This is a genomic window from Mesorhizobium sp. ISC25, assembly GCF_042295465.1.
Lineage (GTDB): Bacteria > Pseudomonadota > Alphaproteobacteria > Rhizobiales > Rhizobiaceae > Mesorhizobium.
Genome location: NZ_CP135441.1, coordinates 5,632,501 through 5,647,445 on the forward strand (window position 1 = coordinate 5,632,501; position 14,945 = coordinate 5,647,445).

The 14,945-nt window shown below is 62.3% G+C and carries 13 protein-coding genes, 1 tRNA gene and 2 rRNA genes (1 of these 16 running past the window's edge); 8 read left to right on the forward strand and 8 right to left on the reverse strand.

From position 1 onward, the window contains the following. From RQ479_RS27745 to RQ479_RS27775, 7 genes are all read left to right on the forward strand, one after another. A 23S ribosomal RNA gene (locus RQ479_RS27745) occupies positions 1 to 2,667 on the forward strand; it begins 132 nt to the left of the window's first position. 100 nt (positions 2,668 to 2,767) lie between these two features. Next, positions 2,768 to 2,882: ribosomal RNA gene (gene rrf, locus RQ479_RS27750) — 5S ribosomal RNA — on the forward strand. Between the two features lie 130 nt (positions 2,883 to 3,012). Next, positions 3,013 to 3,089 (forward strand) — tRNA-Met (locus RQ479_RS27755). Between the two features lie 188 nt (positions 3,090 to 3,277). Next, on the forward strand, positions 3,278 to 3,631 hold the full coding sequence (locus RQ479_RS27760) for a transposase (protein WP_376702193.1): 354 nt from the start codon (positions 3,278 to 3,280) through the stop codon (positions 3,629 to 3,631). Then, positions 3,628 to 3,975: an IS66 family insertion sequence element accessory protein TnpB gene (gene tnpB / locus RQ479_RS27765; protein WP_376702194.1), complete on the forward strand. Its 348-nt coding sequence runs from the start codon at positions 3,628 to 3,630 to the stop codon at positions 3,973 to 3,975. The genes RQ479_RS27760 and tnpB overlap by 4 nt, the downstream gene beginning before the upstream one ends. Before the next feature lie 66 nt (positions 3,976 to 4,041). Continuing rightward, entirely contained in the window at positions 4,042 to 5,718 is a 1,677-nt protein-coding gene (locus tag RQ479_RS27770) for an IS66 family transposase (protein WP_376702195.1), read from the forward strand. 2 nt (positions 5,719 to 5,720) lie between these two features. Continuing rightward, complete coding sequence (locus RQ479_RS27775; RefSeq protein ID WP_376702196.1) at positions 5,721 to 5,954, forward strand: hypothetical protein; 234 nt, start codon at positions 5,721 to 5,723, stop codon at positions 5,952 to 5,954. A gap of 160 nt (positions 5,955 to 6,114) precedes the next feature. Here the strand turns inward: RQ479_RS27775 and RQ479_RS27780 are convergent, their stop codons facing one another. The 6 genes from RQ479_RS27780 to RQ479_RS27805 all read right to left on the reverse strand — a co-directional run bounded on the left by RQ479_RS27780 (position 6,115) and on the right by RQ479_RS27805 (position 12,083). Continuing rightward, positions 6,115 to 6,621: an L-2-amino-thiazoline-4-carboxylic acid hydrolase gene (locus RQ479_RS27780; RefSeq protein ID WP_376703126.1), complete on the reverse strand. Its 507-nt coding sequence runs from the start codon at positions 6,619 to 6,621 to the stop codon at positions 6,115 to 6,117. Further along, complete coding sequence (locus RQ479_RS27785) at positions 6,618 to 7,409, reverse strand: ATP-binding cassette domain-containing protein (RefSeq protein WP_376703127.1); 792 nt, start codon at positions 7,407 to 7,409, stop codon at positions 6,618 to 6,620. Before RQ479_RS27785 ends, RQ479_RS27780 begins: the two co-directional genes overlap by 4 nt. Further along, positions 7,406 to 8,392 carry an ABC transporter ATP-binding protein gene (locus RQ479_RS27790; RefSeq protein WP_376703128.1) on the reverse strand — a complete coding sequence of 329 codons (987 nt, stop codon included), beginning with the start codon at positions 8,390 to 8,392 and terminating at the stop codon, positions 7,406 to 7,408. The genes RQ479_RS27785 and RQ479_RS27790 overlap by 4 nt, the downstream gene beginning before the upstream one ends. After that, the gene (locus tag RQ479_RS27795; RefSeq protein WP_376703129.1) at positions 8,389 to 9,219 is read right to left on the reverse strand and encodes an ABC transporter permease; all 831 of its coding nucleotides are present in this window, start codon (positions 9,217 to 9,219) and stop codon (positions 8,389 to 8,391) included. Before RQ479_RS27795 ends, RQ479_RS27790 begins: the two co-directional genes overlap by 4 nt. Continuing rightward, the gene (locus tag RQ479_RS27800) at positions 9,216 to 10,202 is read right to left on the reverse strand and encodes an ABC transporter permease (protein WP_376703130.1); all 987 of its coding nucleotides are present in this window, start codon (positions 10,200 to 10,202) and stop codon (positions 9,216 to 9,218) included. The genes RQ479_RS27795 and RQ479_RS27800 overlap by 4 nt, the downstream gene beginning before the upstream one ends. Positions 10,203 to 10,472: 270 nt before the next feature. Beyond that, the gene (locus RQ479_RS27805) at positions 10,473 to 12,083 is read right to left on the reverse strand and encodes an ABC transporter substrate-binding protein (protein WP_376703131.1); all 1,611 of its coding nucleotides are present in this window, start codon (positions 12,081 to 12,083) and stop codon (positions 10,473 to 10,475) included. Between the two features lie 365 nt (positions 12,084 to 12,448). Between RQ479_RS27805 and RQ479_RS27810 the strand changes: the two genes are divergently transcribed. Then, positions 12,449 to 13,636 (forward strand): M24 family metallopeptidase, encoded by a 1,188-nt coding sequence (locus tag RQ479_RS27810; RefSeq protein WP_376703132.1) that lies wholly within the window; start codon positions 12,449 to 12,451, stop codon positions 13,634 to 13,636. An 11-nt stretch (positions 13,637 to 13,647) separates the two neighbouring features. Here the strand turns inward: RQ479_RS27810 and RQ479_RS27815 are convergent, their stop codons facing one another. Then, positions 13,648 to 14,067, reverse strand: coding sequence for a cupin domain-containing protein (locus tag RQ479_RS27815; protein WP_292661228.1), 420 nt, complete (start codon positions 14,065 to 14,067; stop codon positions 13,648 to 13,650). Between the two features lie 27 nt (positions 14,068 to 14,094). After that, positions 14,095 to 14,934, reverse strand: coding sequence for a phosphoenolpyruvate hydrolase family protein (locus tag RQ479_RS27820; RefSeq protein WP_352468717.1), 840 nt, complete (start codon positions 14,932 to 14,934; stop codon positions 14,095 to 14,097). Between the last annotated feature and the right edge of the window lie 11 nt (positions 14,935 to 14,945).

Consider the following 14,945-nt stretch of genomic DNA (forward strand, 5'->3'; position numbering starts at 1 on the left):
CTAAGGTACTTGGAAAATCAGAGCAGCAGGGCAACTTGCTGCTGTGGTTTCCAAGTATCGATAATAGGTAACTTACCCTGAATAAAATAGGGGTAAAGTGGCGAACGCGGGGAACTGAAACATCTAAGTACCCGTAGGAAAGGACATCAACCGAGACTCCGGAAGTAGTGGCGAGCGAACCCGGACCAGGCCAGTGGCGATGATGAGACAAGCGGAACCTTCTGGAAAGTAGGGCCATAGTGGGTGACAGCCCCGTACGCGTAATGCAAATCATCGTCCTCGAGTAAGGCGGGACACGTGAAATCCTGTCTGAAATTGGGGGGACCACCCTCCAAGCCTAAGTACTCGTGCATGACCGATAGCGAACTAGTACCGTGAGGGAAAGGTGAAAAGCACCCCGACAAGGGGAGTGAAAGAGTACCTGAAACCGATTGCCTACAAACAGTGGGAGCCCGCAAGGGTCACCACGTACCTTTTGTATAATGGGTCAGCGACTTAGTGTGACGAGCAAGCTTAAACCGATAGGTGTAGGCGCAGCGAAAGCGAGTCTGAACAGGGCGTTCAGTTCGTCGCATTAGACCCGAAACCGAGTGATCTAGCCATGAGCAGGTTGAAGGTAAGGTAACACTTACTGGAGGACCGAACCCATAACTGTTGCAATAGTTCGGGATGACTTGTGGCTAGGGGTGAAAGGCCAATCAAACTCGGAAATAGCTGGTTCTCCGCGAAATCTATTTAGGTAGAGCGTCGACCGAATACCCCAGGGGGTAGAGCACTGGATGGGCTAGGGGTCCTCACCGGATTACCAAACCTAACCAAACTCCGAATACCTGGGAGTAATAGTCGGCAGACACACGGCGGGTGCTAACGTCCGTCGTGAAAAGGGAAACAACCCTGACCTACAGCTAAGGTCCCCAAGTTATGGCTAAGTGGGAAAGGATGTGAGGATCCCAAAACAACCAGGATGTTGGCTTAGAAGCAGCCATCATTTAAAGAAAGCGTAACAGCTCACTGGTCTAAATAAGGGTCTTTGCGCCGAAAATGTAACGGGGCTAAAGCCATACACCGAAGCTTAGGGTTTGCAGCAATGCAAGCGGTAGCGGAGCGTTCTGTAAGCTGATGAAGCCATACCCGTGAGGGGTGGTGGAGGTATCAGAAGTGCGAATGCTGACATGAGTAACGTAAGGGGAGTGAGAGACTCCCCCGCCGAAAGTCCAAGGGTTCCTGCTTAAAGCTAATCTGAGCAGGGTTAGCCGGCCCCTAAGTCGAGGCAGAAATGCGTAGACGATGGGAACCACGTTAATATTCGTGGGCCTGGAGGAAGTGACGGATCATTGAGGTAGTCCAATCTTATCGGATTGAAAGGGCTGCTGCGTGGTTCCAGGAAATAGCTCCTCCTTATAGACCGTACCCGAAACCGACACTGGTGGACTGGTAGAGTATACCAAGGCGCTTGAGAGAACTATGCTGAAGGAACTCGGCAAATTGCACGCGTAACTTCGGAAGAAGCGTGACCCTTTCATGCGCAAGCATGGGAGGGTGGCACAGACCAGGGGGTAGCGACTGTTTATCAAAAACACAGGGCTCTGCGAAGTCGCAAGACGACGTATAGGGTCTGACGCCTGCCCGGTGCTGGAAGGTTAAGAGGAGGGGTGCAAGCTCTGAATCGAAGCCCCAGTAAACGGCGGCCGTAACTATAACGGTCCTAAGGTAGCGAAATTCCTTGTCGGGTAAGTTCCGACCTGCACGAATGGCGTAACGACTTCCCCGCTGTCTCCAGCATAGACTCAGTGAAATTGAATTCCCCGTGAAGATGCGGGGTTCCTGCGGTTAGACGGAAAGACCCCGTGCACCTTTACTATAGCTTTACATTGGCATTCGTAGTGGCATGTGTAGGATAGGTGGTAGGCTTTGAAACCTGGGCGCCAGCTCAGGTGGAGCCACCCTTGAAATACCACCCTTATCACTATGGATGTCTAACCGCGGCCCGTTATCCGGGTCCGGGACAATGTATGGTGGGTAGTTTGACTGGGGCGGTCGCCTCCTAAAGAGTAACGGAGGCGCGCGATGGTGGGCTCAGAACGGTCGGAAATCGTTCGCTGAGTGCAATGGCATAAGCCTGCCTGACTGCGAGACTGACAAGTCGAGCAGAGACGAAAGTCGGTCATAGTGATCCGGTGGTCCCGCGTGGAAGGGCCATCGCTCAACGGATAAAAGGTACGCCGGGGATAACAGGCTGATGACCCCCAAGAGTCCATATCGACGGGGTTGTTTGGCACCTCGATGTCGACTCATCGCATCCTGGGGCTGGAGCAGGTCCCAAGGGTATGGCTGTTCGCCATTTAAAGCGGTACGTGAGTTGGGTTCAGAACGTCGTGAGACAGTTCGGTCCCTATCTGCCGTGGGTGTAGGAATATTGAAAGGATCTGTCCCTAGTACGAGAGGACCGGGATGGACGGATCTCTGGTGGACCTGTTGTGGCGCCAGCCGCATAGCAGGGTAGCTATATCCGGACGGGATAACCGCTGAAGGCATCTAAGCGGGAAACCCACCTTAAAACGAGTATTCCCTGAGAACCGTGGAAGACGACCACGTTGATAGGCCGGGTGTGGAAGAGCGGCAACGCTTGAAGCTTACCGGTACTAATAGTTCGATCGGCTTGATCGTTCTCATTCCTAATGCCCATCTCGGCGCAATCCGAAGGATTGTCGCCTGACACGATGGATGGCACAGAAAACAGCTTCTCGAGCAACGTGCGTTTTGCCGACCTGGTGGTTATGGCGGAGCGGCTGCACCCGATCCCATTCCGAACTCGGCCGTGAAACGCTCCAGCGCTGATGGTACTTCGTCTCAAGACGCGGGAGAGTAGGTCGCTGCCAGGTCTGCCAAGCGCACGTTGTTTAATCTTCTCCTTACGAACAGGCCCGCCAACGGGACTCCGGGCCGCGCAAGCGGCCCTTTCATTTGGCGGAAGCTTGAATTCGGTGAGCCAAGGCTTACCTTTAGGGTTGACGCGGGGTGGAGCAGCCCGGTAGCTCGTCAGGCTCATAACCTGAAGGTCACAGGTTCAAATCCTGTCCCCGCAACCAAATACGAAAACGGCCCGCCTTGTGCGGGCCGTTTTCGTTTTGATATCGAACCCCGGTAGCCCTACGGCGCCGGGGTTTTTGTTTTGGGGCGTGGTACGCCTCCGGCGAAGGCCGCCTTGCGGGAGGATGGCACGGTAGCGAGGCTGCGCTCTTAAGGTCGTCCTTACGAGCGTAGTTAGCAGCACAGCATGAGCCATGTGACGTTATTGACCGGGCCGGAGCGGCGGCGCCGTTGGAGTGAAGCGGATCAGTGCCGGATACTGGCCGCGGCATTCGCGCCCGGGGCCACGGTGGCGGCGGTGGCGCGTCAGTACGATGTCGCGACCAGCCTGATCTACAAGTGGCGCCGCACGATGAGAGCCCGCGAGACGGGCTTTGCCGAAGTTGTCGTGGCTCCCGACGAGCCTGTCGCCGTTTCGCGGCCGGCGGCATCCCCAGCGGTGATCGAGCTGGAGGTCGCCGGCAAGGTGCGGCTGCGGATTCCGCTGACCACGCCGCCGACACTGGCGGCGGCGATGGTGAAGGCGCTGGGCGTTTCATGATCCCGGTCCCGAGCCAGGTGCGGATCTGGTTGGCGGTCGGCCGGACCGATATGCGTCGTGGGATGCAAGGCCTCGCTCTGCAGGTTCAGGAGACGTTGGGCCGGGATCCGCATGCCGGCGATATTTATGTCTTCCGCGGCCGCAGCGGCAATCTGATCAAGATTATCTGGCATGATGGGCTCGGCATGTCGCTGTATGCAAAACGGCTCGAGAAGGGCCGGTTTCTATGGCCGTCGCCGGCGGACGGCATGGTTTCCATATCGCCGGCGCAGCTCGCCTACATGCTCGACGGGATCGATTGGCGCAACCCGGTTCACACCTTCCGCCCGCAGCGCGCGGGCTGAGTTTTTCTTTGAGTTTGCGCCATTTTCCGCGAGTCAGCGGACGCGTTTTATGATTCACTCCAGGGCATGGTTGCCACCGCCCAGGATGCTGTTCCGGACGATATCGGCGCGCTGAGAGCAGCGCTGACCGCGGCGCTGGCCAGAGCCGAAGACGAGGCTGCGCGCGCTGCGCTGGTCGAGGCCGAACTGGCGGTCGCCAGGGCCAAGGCATCGGATGATGCGGCGCTGATCGCGCATCAGCATCTGACGATCCGCAAGCTGCAGCGGGCGCTGCATGGTCAGAGTTCTGAACGCTCAGCCCGCCTGCACGATCAGATGGAGCTCACCTTCGAGGAACTCGAGAGCACCGCGACGCAAGACGAGATCGCCGCCGAACAGGCCGCGGCCCGGACCACCGAGGTGGCGCCTTATGTGCGCAAACGACCGGCGCGCCAGCCATTTCCCGAGCATCTGCCGCGCGAACGCGTGGTCGAGCCGGCGCCGACCGCTTGCCATTGCTGCGGCGGTCATCGGCTGCGCAAGCTGGGTGAGGATATCACCGAGACGCTGGAGGTGGTGCCGCGGCAATGGAAGGTGATCCAGCACGTGCGGGAGAAGTTCACCTGCCGCGACTGCGAGACGATCAGCCAGGCTCCGGCGCCGTTCCACGCCACCCCGCGCGGCTGGGCCGGTCCCGGCCTGCTGGCGATGATCCTGTTCGAGAAGTTCGGCCAGCATCAGCCGCTCAACCGCCAGGCCGAACGCTATGCCCGCGAAGGTGTGCCGCTCAGCCTGTCGACGCTCGCCGATCAGGTCGGCGCCGGCGCCGCGGCGCTGATGCCGCTGTTCAAGCGGCTCGAAGCCCATGTGCTGGCCGCTTCACGTCTGCACGGCGACGACACGACGGTGCCGGTCCTGGCCAAGGGCAAGACCGATACCGGCCGATTATGGACCTATGTGCGCGATGACCGACCGTTCGGCGGCGCCGATCCGCCGGCGGCAGTGTTCTACTATTCCCGCGATCGTCGAGGCGAACATCCCGCGGCGCATCTCGCCGGCTGGAGCGGCATTCTGCAGGCCGATGCCTTTGGCGGTTATGGCGATCTCTATGCGACGGGTCGTCAGCCGGCGCCTGTTCTGGAAGCCAGCTGCTGGGCCCACAGCCGGCGCAAAGTGTTTGAGCTGGCCGATGTCGAAGCGGCGGCGCGCAAGAAGGCGCACGGCGAGAAGCCCAACCTGGTCTATCCGCTAGCGGTTGAAGCCGTGAAGCGCATGGATGCCCTGTTCGATATCGAGCGCGCGATCAACGGCCTGTCGCCGGCCCAACGCCACGCCGGGCGCCAAGAGCGGAGCGCGCCGCTGGTCACCGAGCTCGAGCGCTGGATGATCGAGACGCGCGACAAGCTCTCGCGCGGGCACGACCTGACCAAGGCGTTCAACTACATGCTGCGCCGCTGGTCATCCTTCACCCGGTTCCTCGAGGATGGGCGGATCTGCCTATCCAACAATGCTGCCGAGCGAGCCCTGCGCGGCATCGCTCTCGGCAGAAAGTCCTGGCTGTTCTGCGGTTCCGATCGCGGCGGACAGCGCGCGGCCGTTCTCTACAGCCTGATCGTCAGCGCCAAGATGAACGATATCGACCCGCAGGCCTGGCTCGCCGACGTCCTCGCCCGACTGCCCGCCTATCCGGCCCATCGGATCGATGATTTGCTGCCGTGGAATTGGAGATCCGCAAAATTGCGGACCCAACCAGCGGCGGCCTGATCATGCAGCGCAATAAGGTGCATCACGTCTACACCGTCGAACGTGTCGCCAGGGACCTCGGCGTCAGCGAAGCGCTCATCCAGGAACTGACCCTCGGTCTCGAGCCCGAGGACGGCGTCATCTGGGTGTACGGCGCCAACGATGACGACGAGATCTTGGCCTTCACCGATGAAGGCTTCGAGGAGGTCAAACTCCTCCTCGAAGAATATCATCGCGTCTCCCCATCGAAAGCTTGACCCAGCACTCCGGTGCTCAGGTCCTCATGGCCACCAGATACGGACGTCTGCGGTCTTCACCGGATGGGTACGGGGCGTGCTGCCAAACACCGGAACAGCGCGCGCGGGGACGGAATTCCACAATCTCGCCGACACCTGAATGTGCTGCATGGATGCGGCTCTAGCCGGCATCCCGGTTGGTCAAGGCGATGTGGCAGCAACCGGAACCGTGGCCCGGCGTCCAGGTGACGTTGTCGAAGCGCACTCCGGTGGCCTCGAACAGGCCACGGTCGAAGGCGCCGGCGATGCGGCAGAGCGTGGCGAGCTTCTCGTCGCCGACGCCGGCTTCGACCCAAGCGTCCTTCAGCGGACAGCGCCTGACCTTGAAGGCGATGCGGTCCGGACCGCGTTCGACGTCGGTCGGATAGATGCGGCCGCCATCCGGGCTGACGGCGAGGAACGCCTCGCCGATTGCCGGCGCGTCGTTCGGACCGAAATCGGCGAAGGCCGCCGCCGCAACCTCCTTGCCGCGCCGATCGATGGTGCGGATCATGATCGCCTCAGCCCTTTCCGCGCCAACTTCCGCGGTTAGCTCGTCGAGCAACAGACGATAGAGATCGGCGCGGTTGCGGAAGGCGGAATCGAGTTCGCGCGACAGTTTTTCGGCTCGGGCTTCGACGTCGGTCATGATGCGTCCTGTTCGATCCTTGACACTCTTGGCGCTGCCGCCACCAGCGCCTTGCCGATCGCGGATTGCGGCGCGTCGATGACGGTGCGGGCATCGCCGCTCTCGGCAATGCGCCCGGCGTCCAGAATGGCGACGCGGTGGGCGATGGCACGGACGACGCCGAGATCGTGCGAAATGAACAGATAGGCGATGCGCTCCTCGCGTTGAAGGTCGAGCAGCAGCCGCAGGATCTGCGCGCGCACCGAAACGTCGAGCGCCGACACGGCCTCGTCGAGCACGACCAGCGACGGTTTCGTGGCGATGGCGCGGGCGATTGCAACGCGCTGGCGCTGACCGCCGGAGATTTCGTGAATGGCGCGGCTGGCGAGACCGGGGCTGAGGCCGACGCGTTCCAGCAGAGCGGCAATGCGGCGCGGACGCTCGGCACGAGAGGCGATATGATGAATGCGCAAGGGGTCGTCGAGCACCCGCGCCACCGTGGCGCGCGGGTTCAAGGCGGCGAGCGGATCCTGAAACACCATCTGCTGACGAGCGCGCCGGTCGCGCAAGGCAGCGCCGTTCAGCGACAGGAGATCGCTGCCTTCAAATTCGACCTGGCCAGCGTCGGCTTCGATGAGCCGCAGTATGAGCCGAGCTATCGTCGACTTGCCGCTGCCGGAAGGTCCGGCCAGCGCCAGCGTCTCGCCGGGTTCGATGTGGAAGGAAACGTCGTCGACCGCGGCGATGGTCTTGCCGCCGCGACTGTATCGTTTGGTCAGGCCGGAAACGGCGAGCAGCGGGTTGGTCATGTTCGCCGCAACAGCGGCTCGGCGTCGAGGCCGAGATGAGCGTCAAGCAGCACACGAGTGTATGCGTGACGCGGCGCACTGACGATTTGGGCGGTCGAACCGAGCTCGAGCAGCTCGCCGTGCCGGAACACCGCGATGCGCTCTGCCAGCTCAGCGGCCAGCGCGATGTCGTGGCTGACGAACAGCAGCGTCACGCCGTCCTCGGCCACCAACTGCCGGATTAGTGCGACGATCTCGGCCTGCACGATGGTGTCCAGCGCGCTGGTCGCCTCGTCGGCGATCAGCAGTTTCGGCCGGGCCGCAATCGCGGCGGCGATCGCCACGCGCTGCTTCTGGCCGCCTGAGAGCTGGTGCGGAAAGGCGCGCAAAGCGGCATCGGGATCGGGCAGACGGACACGTTCGAGCAGGGTTTTTGCCCTGGCATAGGCGTCTCGCCAACTGAGGCCGAGATGGGTGTAGGCGACTTCCGCGATCTGCTTGCCTATTGGCATCACCGGATCGAGACTTGCGGATGGGTCCTGGAAGATGAAGCCGATGTCCAGGCCGCCGAGGGGACCGAATTTAGGTTGGCGTCTCGTCGCACCCCCCTCTGTCCTGCCGGACATCTCCCCCTCAAGGGGGGAGATTGCGCTTTCATCTCTGCCTTCGCCAATCACCGAAGCTGGCGGAAAGGAACCGGCTGCGGAACTGCCGATCTCCTCCCTTGAGGGGGAGATGTCCGGCAGGACAGAGGGGGGTGCCTTGGCACCAAACATTGGCGGCGCGCGCAAGAGCCAATCGATGCGGCCTTCGATCCTGGCGGTGGCCGGCAGCAGCCCGGCAATGGCCAGCGCCAACGTGCTCTTGCCCGAACCGCTTTCACCGATGATGGCAAAGCGCTCGCCGGCGGTGATGTCGAAGCCGACATTCTTCAGCGCCGCCACCTCGGCGCCGTCGCGGCGATAGGTCACCGTCAGATTGCGGATCGAAGCAAGCGCCGTCACGACAGGCTCCTCCTCATCGCCGTGGTCTCGACGACGCCTTCGCCGGTGAGATACACACCGAGCACGGTCAGCACGAGTGCTGCACCTGGAATGATCGACAGGAACGGCGCGGTGCGCAGCACGGAGCGGCCTTCGGCGATCATGCCGCCCCAGGTAACCCGGTTGGGATCGCCGAGGCCGAGAAAGGACAATGCCGCTTCGGTGAGAATCGCCGCGGCGACGATCACGGACGACAAAGCCATTACCGGCGGCAGCGCATTGGGGAGCACCTCGCGAAAGGCGATCTCCAGCGGATGCATGCCGATGACGCGGGCGCCGGCAACAAAATCGCGCTCGCGGATCGACAGCACTTCGGCTCGCGCCACGCGTGCCGGTCCGGTCCAGGCGCCCAGTGCGATCGCCGCGACCACGACGCCGAGCGACGGCCCGACGATGCTGACGAAAGCCAAAGCCAGCAGGAAGGCTGGCACGGTCTGGAAAGCGTCGGTGATGCGCATCAGCACCTCGTCGACAAGGCCGCCGGCAAAGCCGGCCAACGTGCCGATCACGGCGCCGACGGCAAGGGCGGCGGCTGCTGCTGCCAGCCCGACCGCCAGCGAGGTGCGGGCGCCATGGAAGAGCTCGGCAAGCACGTCACGGCCGAGGCGGTCGGAGCCCAGTGGCAACGACCAGTCCTGGAACGGCGGCAGCAATGCCGGCCCGGCAATTGCCTGCGGATCGCCGGGAAAGAACAAAGGTGCGGCAAGCGCCACGGCAAACAGCGCCGCCAGGATGACCGCCCCGGCGATCGCTTCCGGGGTCCGGAGAAAGCGGCGAAGCGGGTTCACGCGCCGGCCTCACTGGCCCCGACGCGCGGATCGAGGAAGGCGTAGGCGATGTCGACGAGAAGGTTGATGATGACGACCAGGACGGCGCTGACGAGAATGATGCCGAGCAGCAACGGCGTGTCGCGTGCCGCCACCGCTTCCTGCGCCAGCCGGCCGAGGCCTGGCACGGAAAAGACGCTTTCGATGACGACGCTGCCGCCCAGCATTTGCGCGGACTGCAGGCCGAGCATGGTGACCAGCGGCAACAGCGCGTTACGGGCGACGTGAGCGAGCACGATGCGACGGCGGGAAAGTCCCCTGGCGCGAGCGGCCAGCACAAAATCCTGTCGCCACACCTCGGCCATGCCGGCGCGCATCATGCGCAGATAGAGCGCGAGATAGATGAAGCCGAGCGCCGAAACCGGCAGGACGAGATGGCGGGCGATATCGGCGGCGCGATCGAGGCCGGTCCTGGCCGAGGCGATACTCTCGATGCCGCCGATCGGAAACCAGTGCAGGTCGACGGCGAAGACAATGATCAGCACAAGCCCGAGCCAGAAGCCCGGCACGGCATAGAGCGCCAGCGAACCGATGGAGAGAAAGCGATCGCGGAAGCTGCCGGGTCTGGCGCCGGCATAGATGCCGAACGCCGAGCCGAGACCGAAGGAGAGCGCGGTGGCGCTGCCCATCAACAGCAGCGTGTTGGGCAGGCGCTCGAGCATGATATCGCGGATCGGCCGCGAAAAGGTGACCGATTGGCCGAGATCGAGATGCAGCAGCGCCCAAAGATAATTGGCGAGCCGCGTCAGCTCCGACTGATCGAGACCCCAGCGATGGCGCAACAGCTCGATCATCCCGGCGTCGCCGCCGGTCGAGACGATGTAGGCATCGACCGCGTCGCCGGGAGCGGCTTCGAGCAACAGGAAGGTGCCGATGACGACAATCAGCAGCACGAACATGCTGCCGACGAGACGGCGGCGAAGGAGGATGACGGCGCGGGTCATGGCGCAACGCCGATAGGAGAGCCAAGTTTTCGGCGCCGCGCTCTACGGCGCCCCCCTCTGTCCTGCCGGACATCTCCCCCACAAGGAGGGAGATTGGCAGCTTCGGCGTTGCCGGCCGTCTTGCAACGCTGGAGATTGGCGAAAGCGACAATGACAGCCGATCTCCCCCCTCGTGGGGGAGATGTCCGGCAGGACAGAGGGCGCGAAGGAACTCTCATTGCCGAAGCTGAGCACCCACATAGGCGATGTGCAAGCCTTGAGCCGACCTACCTAAGCCTGCAGCCAAGTGTCCGCCCAGTTCGATACCGCCCAGCGCGGGTTGTTGGCGATGTTCTTGACCGTGTCGCGGGCGACGCTGATGAAACTCCATTCGGCGACGTTGATCAGCGGCAGGTCGGCGGCAACTTTTCTCTGGAACTCCTTGTAGAGTTCGGTACGGGCGGCGGTGTCGAGCGTCTCCGATGCCTTGGCGATCAGGGCGTCGAGATCGGCGTTCTTGTAGCCACCCTGGTTGGAGAAGGGCACGCCGTCGGGAATGCCGCTCTGCACCAGGATGGTGGTCGAGATCGCCGGATCGCCGCGGAACACTGGCGGCCCGACCGCAAGGTCGAAGGCGTGGTCGGTGTAAACAGCCTTGATATGCGCGGCAGAGTCGTTGTTGACCAGCTGGGCGTCGATGCCGATGGCGGCGAGCGCCTGGCGCAGATAGTCGCCGAACTGCTTGGTTTCGTTGAAGTAGGGCGCCGGCAGCAACCTCAGTGAAAAGCGCTTGCCGTCATCGCCTCGGCTGTAGCCGGCCTCGTCAAGCAAGGCGTTGGCCTTGGCGACGTCGAAGGCGTAGGTCGGCACGTCGGCGGTGTAGAATTGCGGGTCGTTTTTCGGCACCGGGCCAGTGGCGGTCGCGGCATAGCCAAGGAATACCGTCTTGACGACGAAATCCTTGTCGATGGCGTGAGCGATCGCCTGGCGTACTTTCAGGTCGGCCAGCTCCTTGCGGCGATGATTGATCTCGACGACGAGCTGATAGGTCAGTCCTTCATAACCCTTGGTGATCACCTTGAGACCGGGCACTTTGGAGATGCGGTCGAGATCGGCCAGGGGCACGGCGGAGAACGCGGCGAGCTGGATCTCTTCGGCTTCCAGGGCGCTGGCCGCCGACGTGCGGTCCGGCAGCACCTGATAGATGATCTCGTCGAGATAGGGCTCGTCCTTGCCCCAATAGTCGGTGTTCTTCTCCAACCGGTAATATTCGCCGGGCTTGTGTTCGGCAAATTTGAACGGTCCGGTGCCGACCGGGGCGTTGTTGGCCGGGTTGTCCTCGATCTTTCCGGTCTCGTAGATGTGCTTGGGCACCACGCTGCTCAGCGCCGGCAAGGCGTTGCGGATCAGCTGGAACGGGGTCGGCTTGGCGAATTTAAACACGGCGGTGGCTTCGTCCGGCGTGTCGACCGCCTCCAGATCCTTGAACACGGTGCGGCCGAGATTCTGCAGCGGTTTCCAGACCTGCAGCGCCGAGAAGGCGACATCGGCTGAGGTGAAGGGCTTGCCGTCATGCCATTTGACGCCCTCGCGCAGTTTGAACGTCACCGACAGGCCGTCGGCGGCACCTTCCCAGCTGAGCGCCAGGCGCGGATCGAGCCCGTCCTTGCCGCCGAAGGAGGCCTCGGCCAAAGTTTCCACGATCTTGCTCGAAATGAAGAAGACGCCGTTCGAGGCGACAATCGCCGGATTGAGATTGCGCGGCTCGGAATCAGCGGCGACAACCAGTCGTCCGCCCTTTTTCGGCGTCTGCGCCCAGCCGATCGCCGGCATCGCGGTGGAGGCCAGCAGCAACGCCGAACCGGCCAGCATCGTACGTCTGGAAATGGTGAACTCTGGCATGATTGAACTCCGTCCTCTCCGCGGACCCGGCCGGGTCCGCCGTACCCCTCGGACACTCGTGAGCATCCCGCAAAGCGATTATGGGCCTTGTGCGGGGTTTCGCCAGAGACGGAATTGGCGCATCTTTACGTGGCTTTGAAATTTCCGTCCGCTGGACCAGTTGCACAGAAGCGGTTCGACGCGCGGATTCTGGCAGGACCAGACTGGAGTAGAGTGCAGCAGGTGGAGCAGCTTTTGGGCCTGGTTCGCCCATTCTGGCTGGACCAGATCGGGCAAAATGATGCAGATTTAAGCATAGCCGAGGATCAGAGCCGGAAAAGCCGGTGCCGGCGAGCGGCCGGCTAAGGGATTTCAGGGAGAGAGACATGAACATTGCCCCAGGCAAGAATGCCGTCGGCAGCGTGCCGTTCGACCAAGCCAGGGTGGATGGGCTGATGGAGGAGGCCGGCATTGACGTGCTGCTCGCCACTTCCAAGCACAACACGCAATATCTGCTTGGCGGCTACAAGTTCATCTTCTTCGCCGCCATGGATGCGATCGGCCATAGCCGCTATCTGCCTGTTGTCGTCTATGAGAAAGGCGGGCCGGAGCACGCCGCCTATATCGGCAACCGCATGGAAGGCGGCGAGCACCAGAACCATCCGTTCTGGACGCCGACACTGCATGCCGCCTGCTGGGGCACGCTCGATGCCGCCAATCTGGCGGTCGAGCACTTGCGAAAGTTAGGCAAGGGCATTGCCCGCATCGGCATCGAGCCCGCCTTCCTGCCATCCGACGCCTATATGCTGATCCGCAACGCGCTGCCGGATGCCAAGCTGATCGACGCGACTGATATGCTGGAGCGCATGCGGGCAATCAAAACCGAGGCCGAGTTGGAAAAGCTGCGCATCGCTTCGGAGCTGATCACCGATTCCATGCTGGCGACCATCGGCTGGGCACGCGAAGGCACGACCAAGAGCGAGATCATCGAACAGCTCAGGCGCGAGGAGACCAATCGCGGCGCGCATTTCGAATACTGCCTGTTGACGCTAGGCTCCAGCCACAACCGTGCCGCCTCGCCGCAGGCGTGGAAGAAGGGCGAGGTGATGTCGATCGATTCCGGCGGCAACTACCACGGCTATATCGGCGACCTCTGCCGTATGGGCGTGCTGGGTGAGCCTGACGCCGAACTCGAGGATCTGCTGGCCGAGATCGAGACAGTGCAGCAGGCGGCCTTCTCCAAGGTCAAGGCGGGCACGCTGGGCGGTGACATGATTTCTCATGCCGAAGGCGTGCTGAAGAAGTCGAAGGTTGCGCCCTATACCGATTTCTTCGCGCATGGCATGGGGCTGATCACGCATGAAGCGCCGTTCCTGATGACCAACCATCCGGTGACCTATGAAGGCACCTATGCCGCAAAGCCGCTGGAGAAGAACATGGTGCTTTCGGTCGAGACGACCATGCTCCACCCGACGCGCGGCTTCATCAAGCTGGAGGACACGGTGGCGGTGACCGGTGCCGGCTACGTCATGTTCGGCGATCGGGGCCGGGGCTGGAACAGGGGCGGGCTTTAGGCGCTTCTATCTCACTTCCCGCCCGGCGGCAGCAGCCTGAAATCCGGCAGGTCGCGCAGTGCCAGTTCCGGCCCGGCCGGCGAGTAAACGACGAAAAGCTGCATCGGCCCGTCGCCGGTATTGAGCGTCGAGTGGAAGCGGCTTTCCGGCACATAGATGGTGCAGCCGGGGCCGACTTTCTCGACGACCGGGCTGCCCTTCTCGTCTTCGACCATCTGCTCGCCACTGCCTGAGATGACGAAGATAATCTCCTCCGCACCCGGGTGGTTATGACGCGTATGGCCCTTGCCCGACGGCAGGTCGACGACACCACCGGAAAATCGCTTCGCGCCGTTCACTTCGGGAGCGACCGTCAGCGACAGCCTGCCCCAGTCGAAGCCGAAGGCGCTGACGTCTTTTGGATATACGAATACCTTGCTGTTGTCGGTCATCGTCCCACCCTTCTTTTTGCTGGTCTTCTACGCAGCGCCGAACGTGACGGCCTTGAAATCCGCCGTTTGCCTGGCGATCGAGGCTTCTGCCGGAAGCCGCTCCATCGAACTGGCGCCATAGAACCCGTGCAGGCCCTTGCAGCGCTCGAGAATATATTTGGCGTCGTCCGGCATCGAGATCGGCCCGCCATGGCAAAGCAGGATTATATCCTCGCGCACTGAGCGTGCCGCTTCGGCGATGGCGTCGATCGCCCCTATACAGTCGTCCAGCGATTTGGCCGATGTCGCGCCGATCGAGCCGCCGGTGGTCACCCCCATATGGGCGACGACGATGTCGGCGCCGGCTTTTGTCATGGCGCGCGCCTCGTCTGGGTTGAAGACATAGGGCGTGGTCAACAGGTCGAGTTTGTGAGCCTCGGCGATCATGTCGACCTCGAGCCCGAAGCCCATGCCGGTTTCTTCAAAACTCTGCCGCATCTGGCCGTCGAACAGGCCGATGGTCGGAAAGTTCTGCACACCGGAAAAGCCCATCGTCTTCAACTCGGTCAAAAGCAGCGGCATGATGACGAAGGGATCGGTGCCGTTGACGCCGGCCAGCACCGGCGTCTTCTTCACTACCGGCAGCACTTCGTAGGCCATCTCCTTGACGATCTCGTTGGCGTTGCCATAGGCGAGCAGGCCGGCGGCCGAGCCGCGCCCGGCCATGCGGTAGCGGCCGGAATTGTAGATGATGATCAGGTCGATGCCGCCGGCTTCCTCTGCCTTGGCCGACAGGCCGGTGCCGGCACCGCCGCCGACGATCGGCACGCCGTCCGCGATCATCTTGCGGAATTTCTCCAGGATTTTCTTGCGCGGTATGGCGGCCATGTCTTGGTGTC

Bases quoted from the DNA above. Each gene is read 5' to 3' on its own strand.
- RQ479_RS27770 (WP_376702195.1), top strand. From the start codon at position 4,042: ATGGTTGCCACCGCCCAGGATGCTGTTCCGGACGATATCGGCGCGCTG.
- RQ479_RS27800 (WP_376703130.1), bottom strand. From the start codon at position 10,202: ATGACCCGCGCCGTCATCCTCCTTCGCCGCCGTCTCGTCGGCAGCATG.
- RQ479_RS27810 (WP_376703132.1), top strand. From the start codon at position 12,449: ATGAACATTGCCCCAGGCAAGAATGCCGTCGGCAGCGTGCCGTTCGAC.
- RQ479_RS27820 (WP_352468717.1), bottom strand. From the start codon at position 14,934: ATGGCCGCCATACCGCGCAAGAAAATCCTGGAGAAATTCCGCAAGATG.
- RQ479_RS27815 (WP_292661228.1), bottom strand. From the start codon at position 14,067: ATGACCGACAACAGCAAGGTATTCGTATATCCAAAAGACGTCAGCGCC.
- RQ479_RS27775 (WP_376702196.1), top strand. From the start codon at position 5,721: ATGCAGCGCAATAAGGTGCATCACGTCTACACCGTCGAACGTGTCGCC.
- RQ479_RS27780 (WP_376703126.1), bottom strand. From the start codon at position 6,621: ATGACCGACGTCGAAGCCCGAGCCGAAAAACTGTCGCGCGAACTCGAT.
- RQ479_RS27785 (WP_376703127.1), bottom strand. From the start codon at position 7,409: ATGACCAACCCGCTGCTCGCCGTTTCCGGCCTGACCAAACGATACAGT.
- RQ479_RS27760 (WP_376702193.1), top strand. From the start codon at position 3,278: ATGAGCCATGTGACGTTATTGACCGGGCCGGAGCGGCGGCGCCGTTGG.
- RQ479_RS27805 (WP_376703131.1), bottom strand. From the start codon at position 12,083: ATGCCAGAGTTCACCATTTCCAGACGTACGATGCTGGCCGGTTCGGCG.
- tnpB (WP_376702194.1), top strand. From the start codon at position 3,628: ATGATCCCGGTCCCGAGCCAGGTGCGGATCTGGTTGGCGGTCGGCCGG.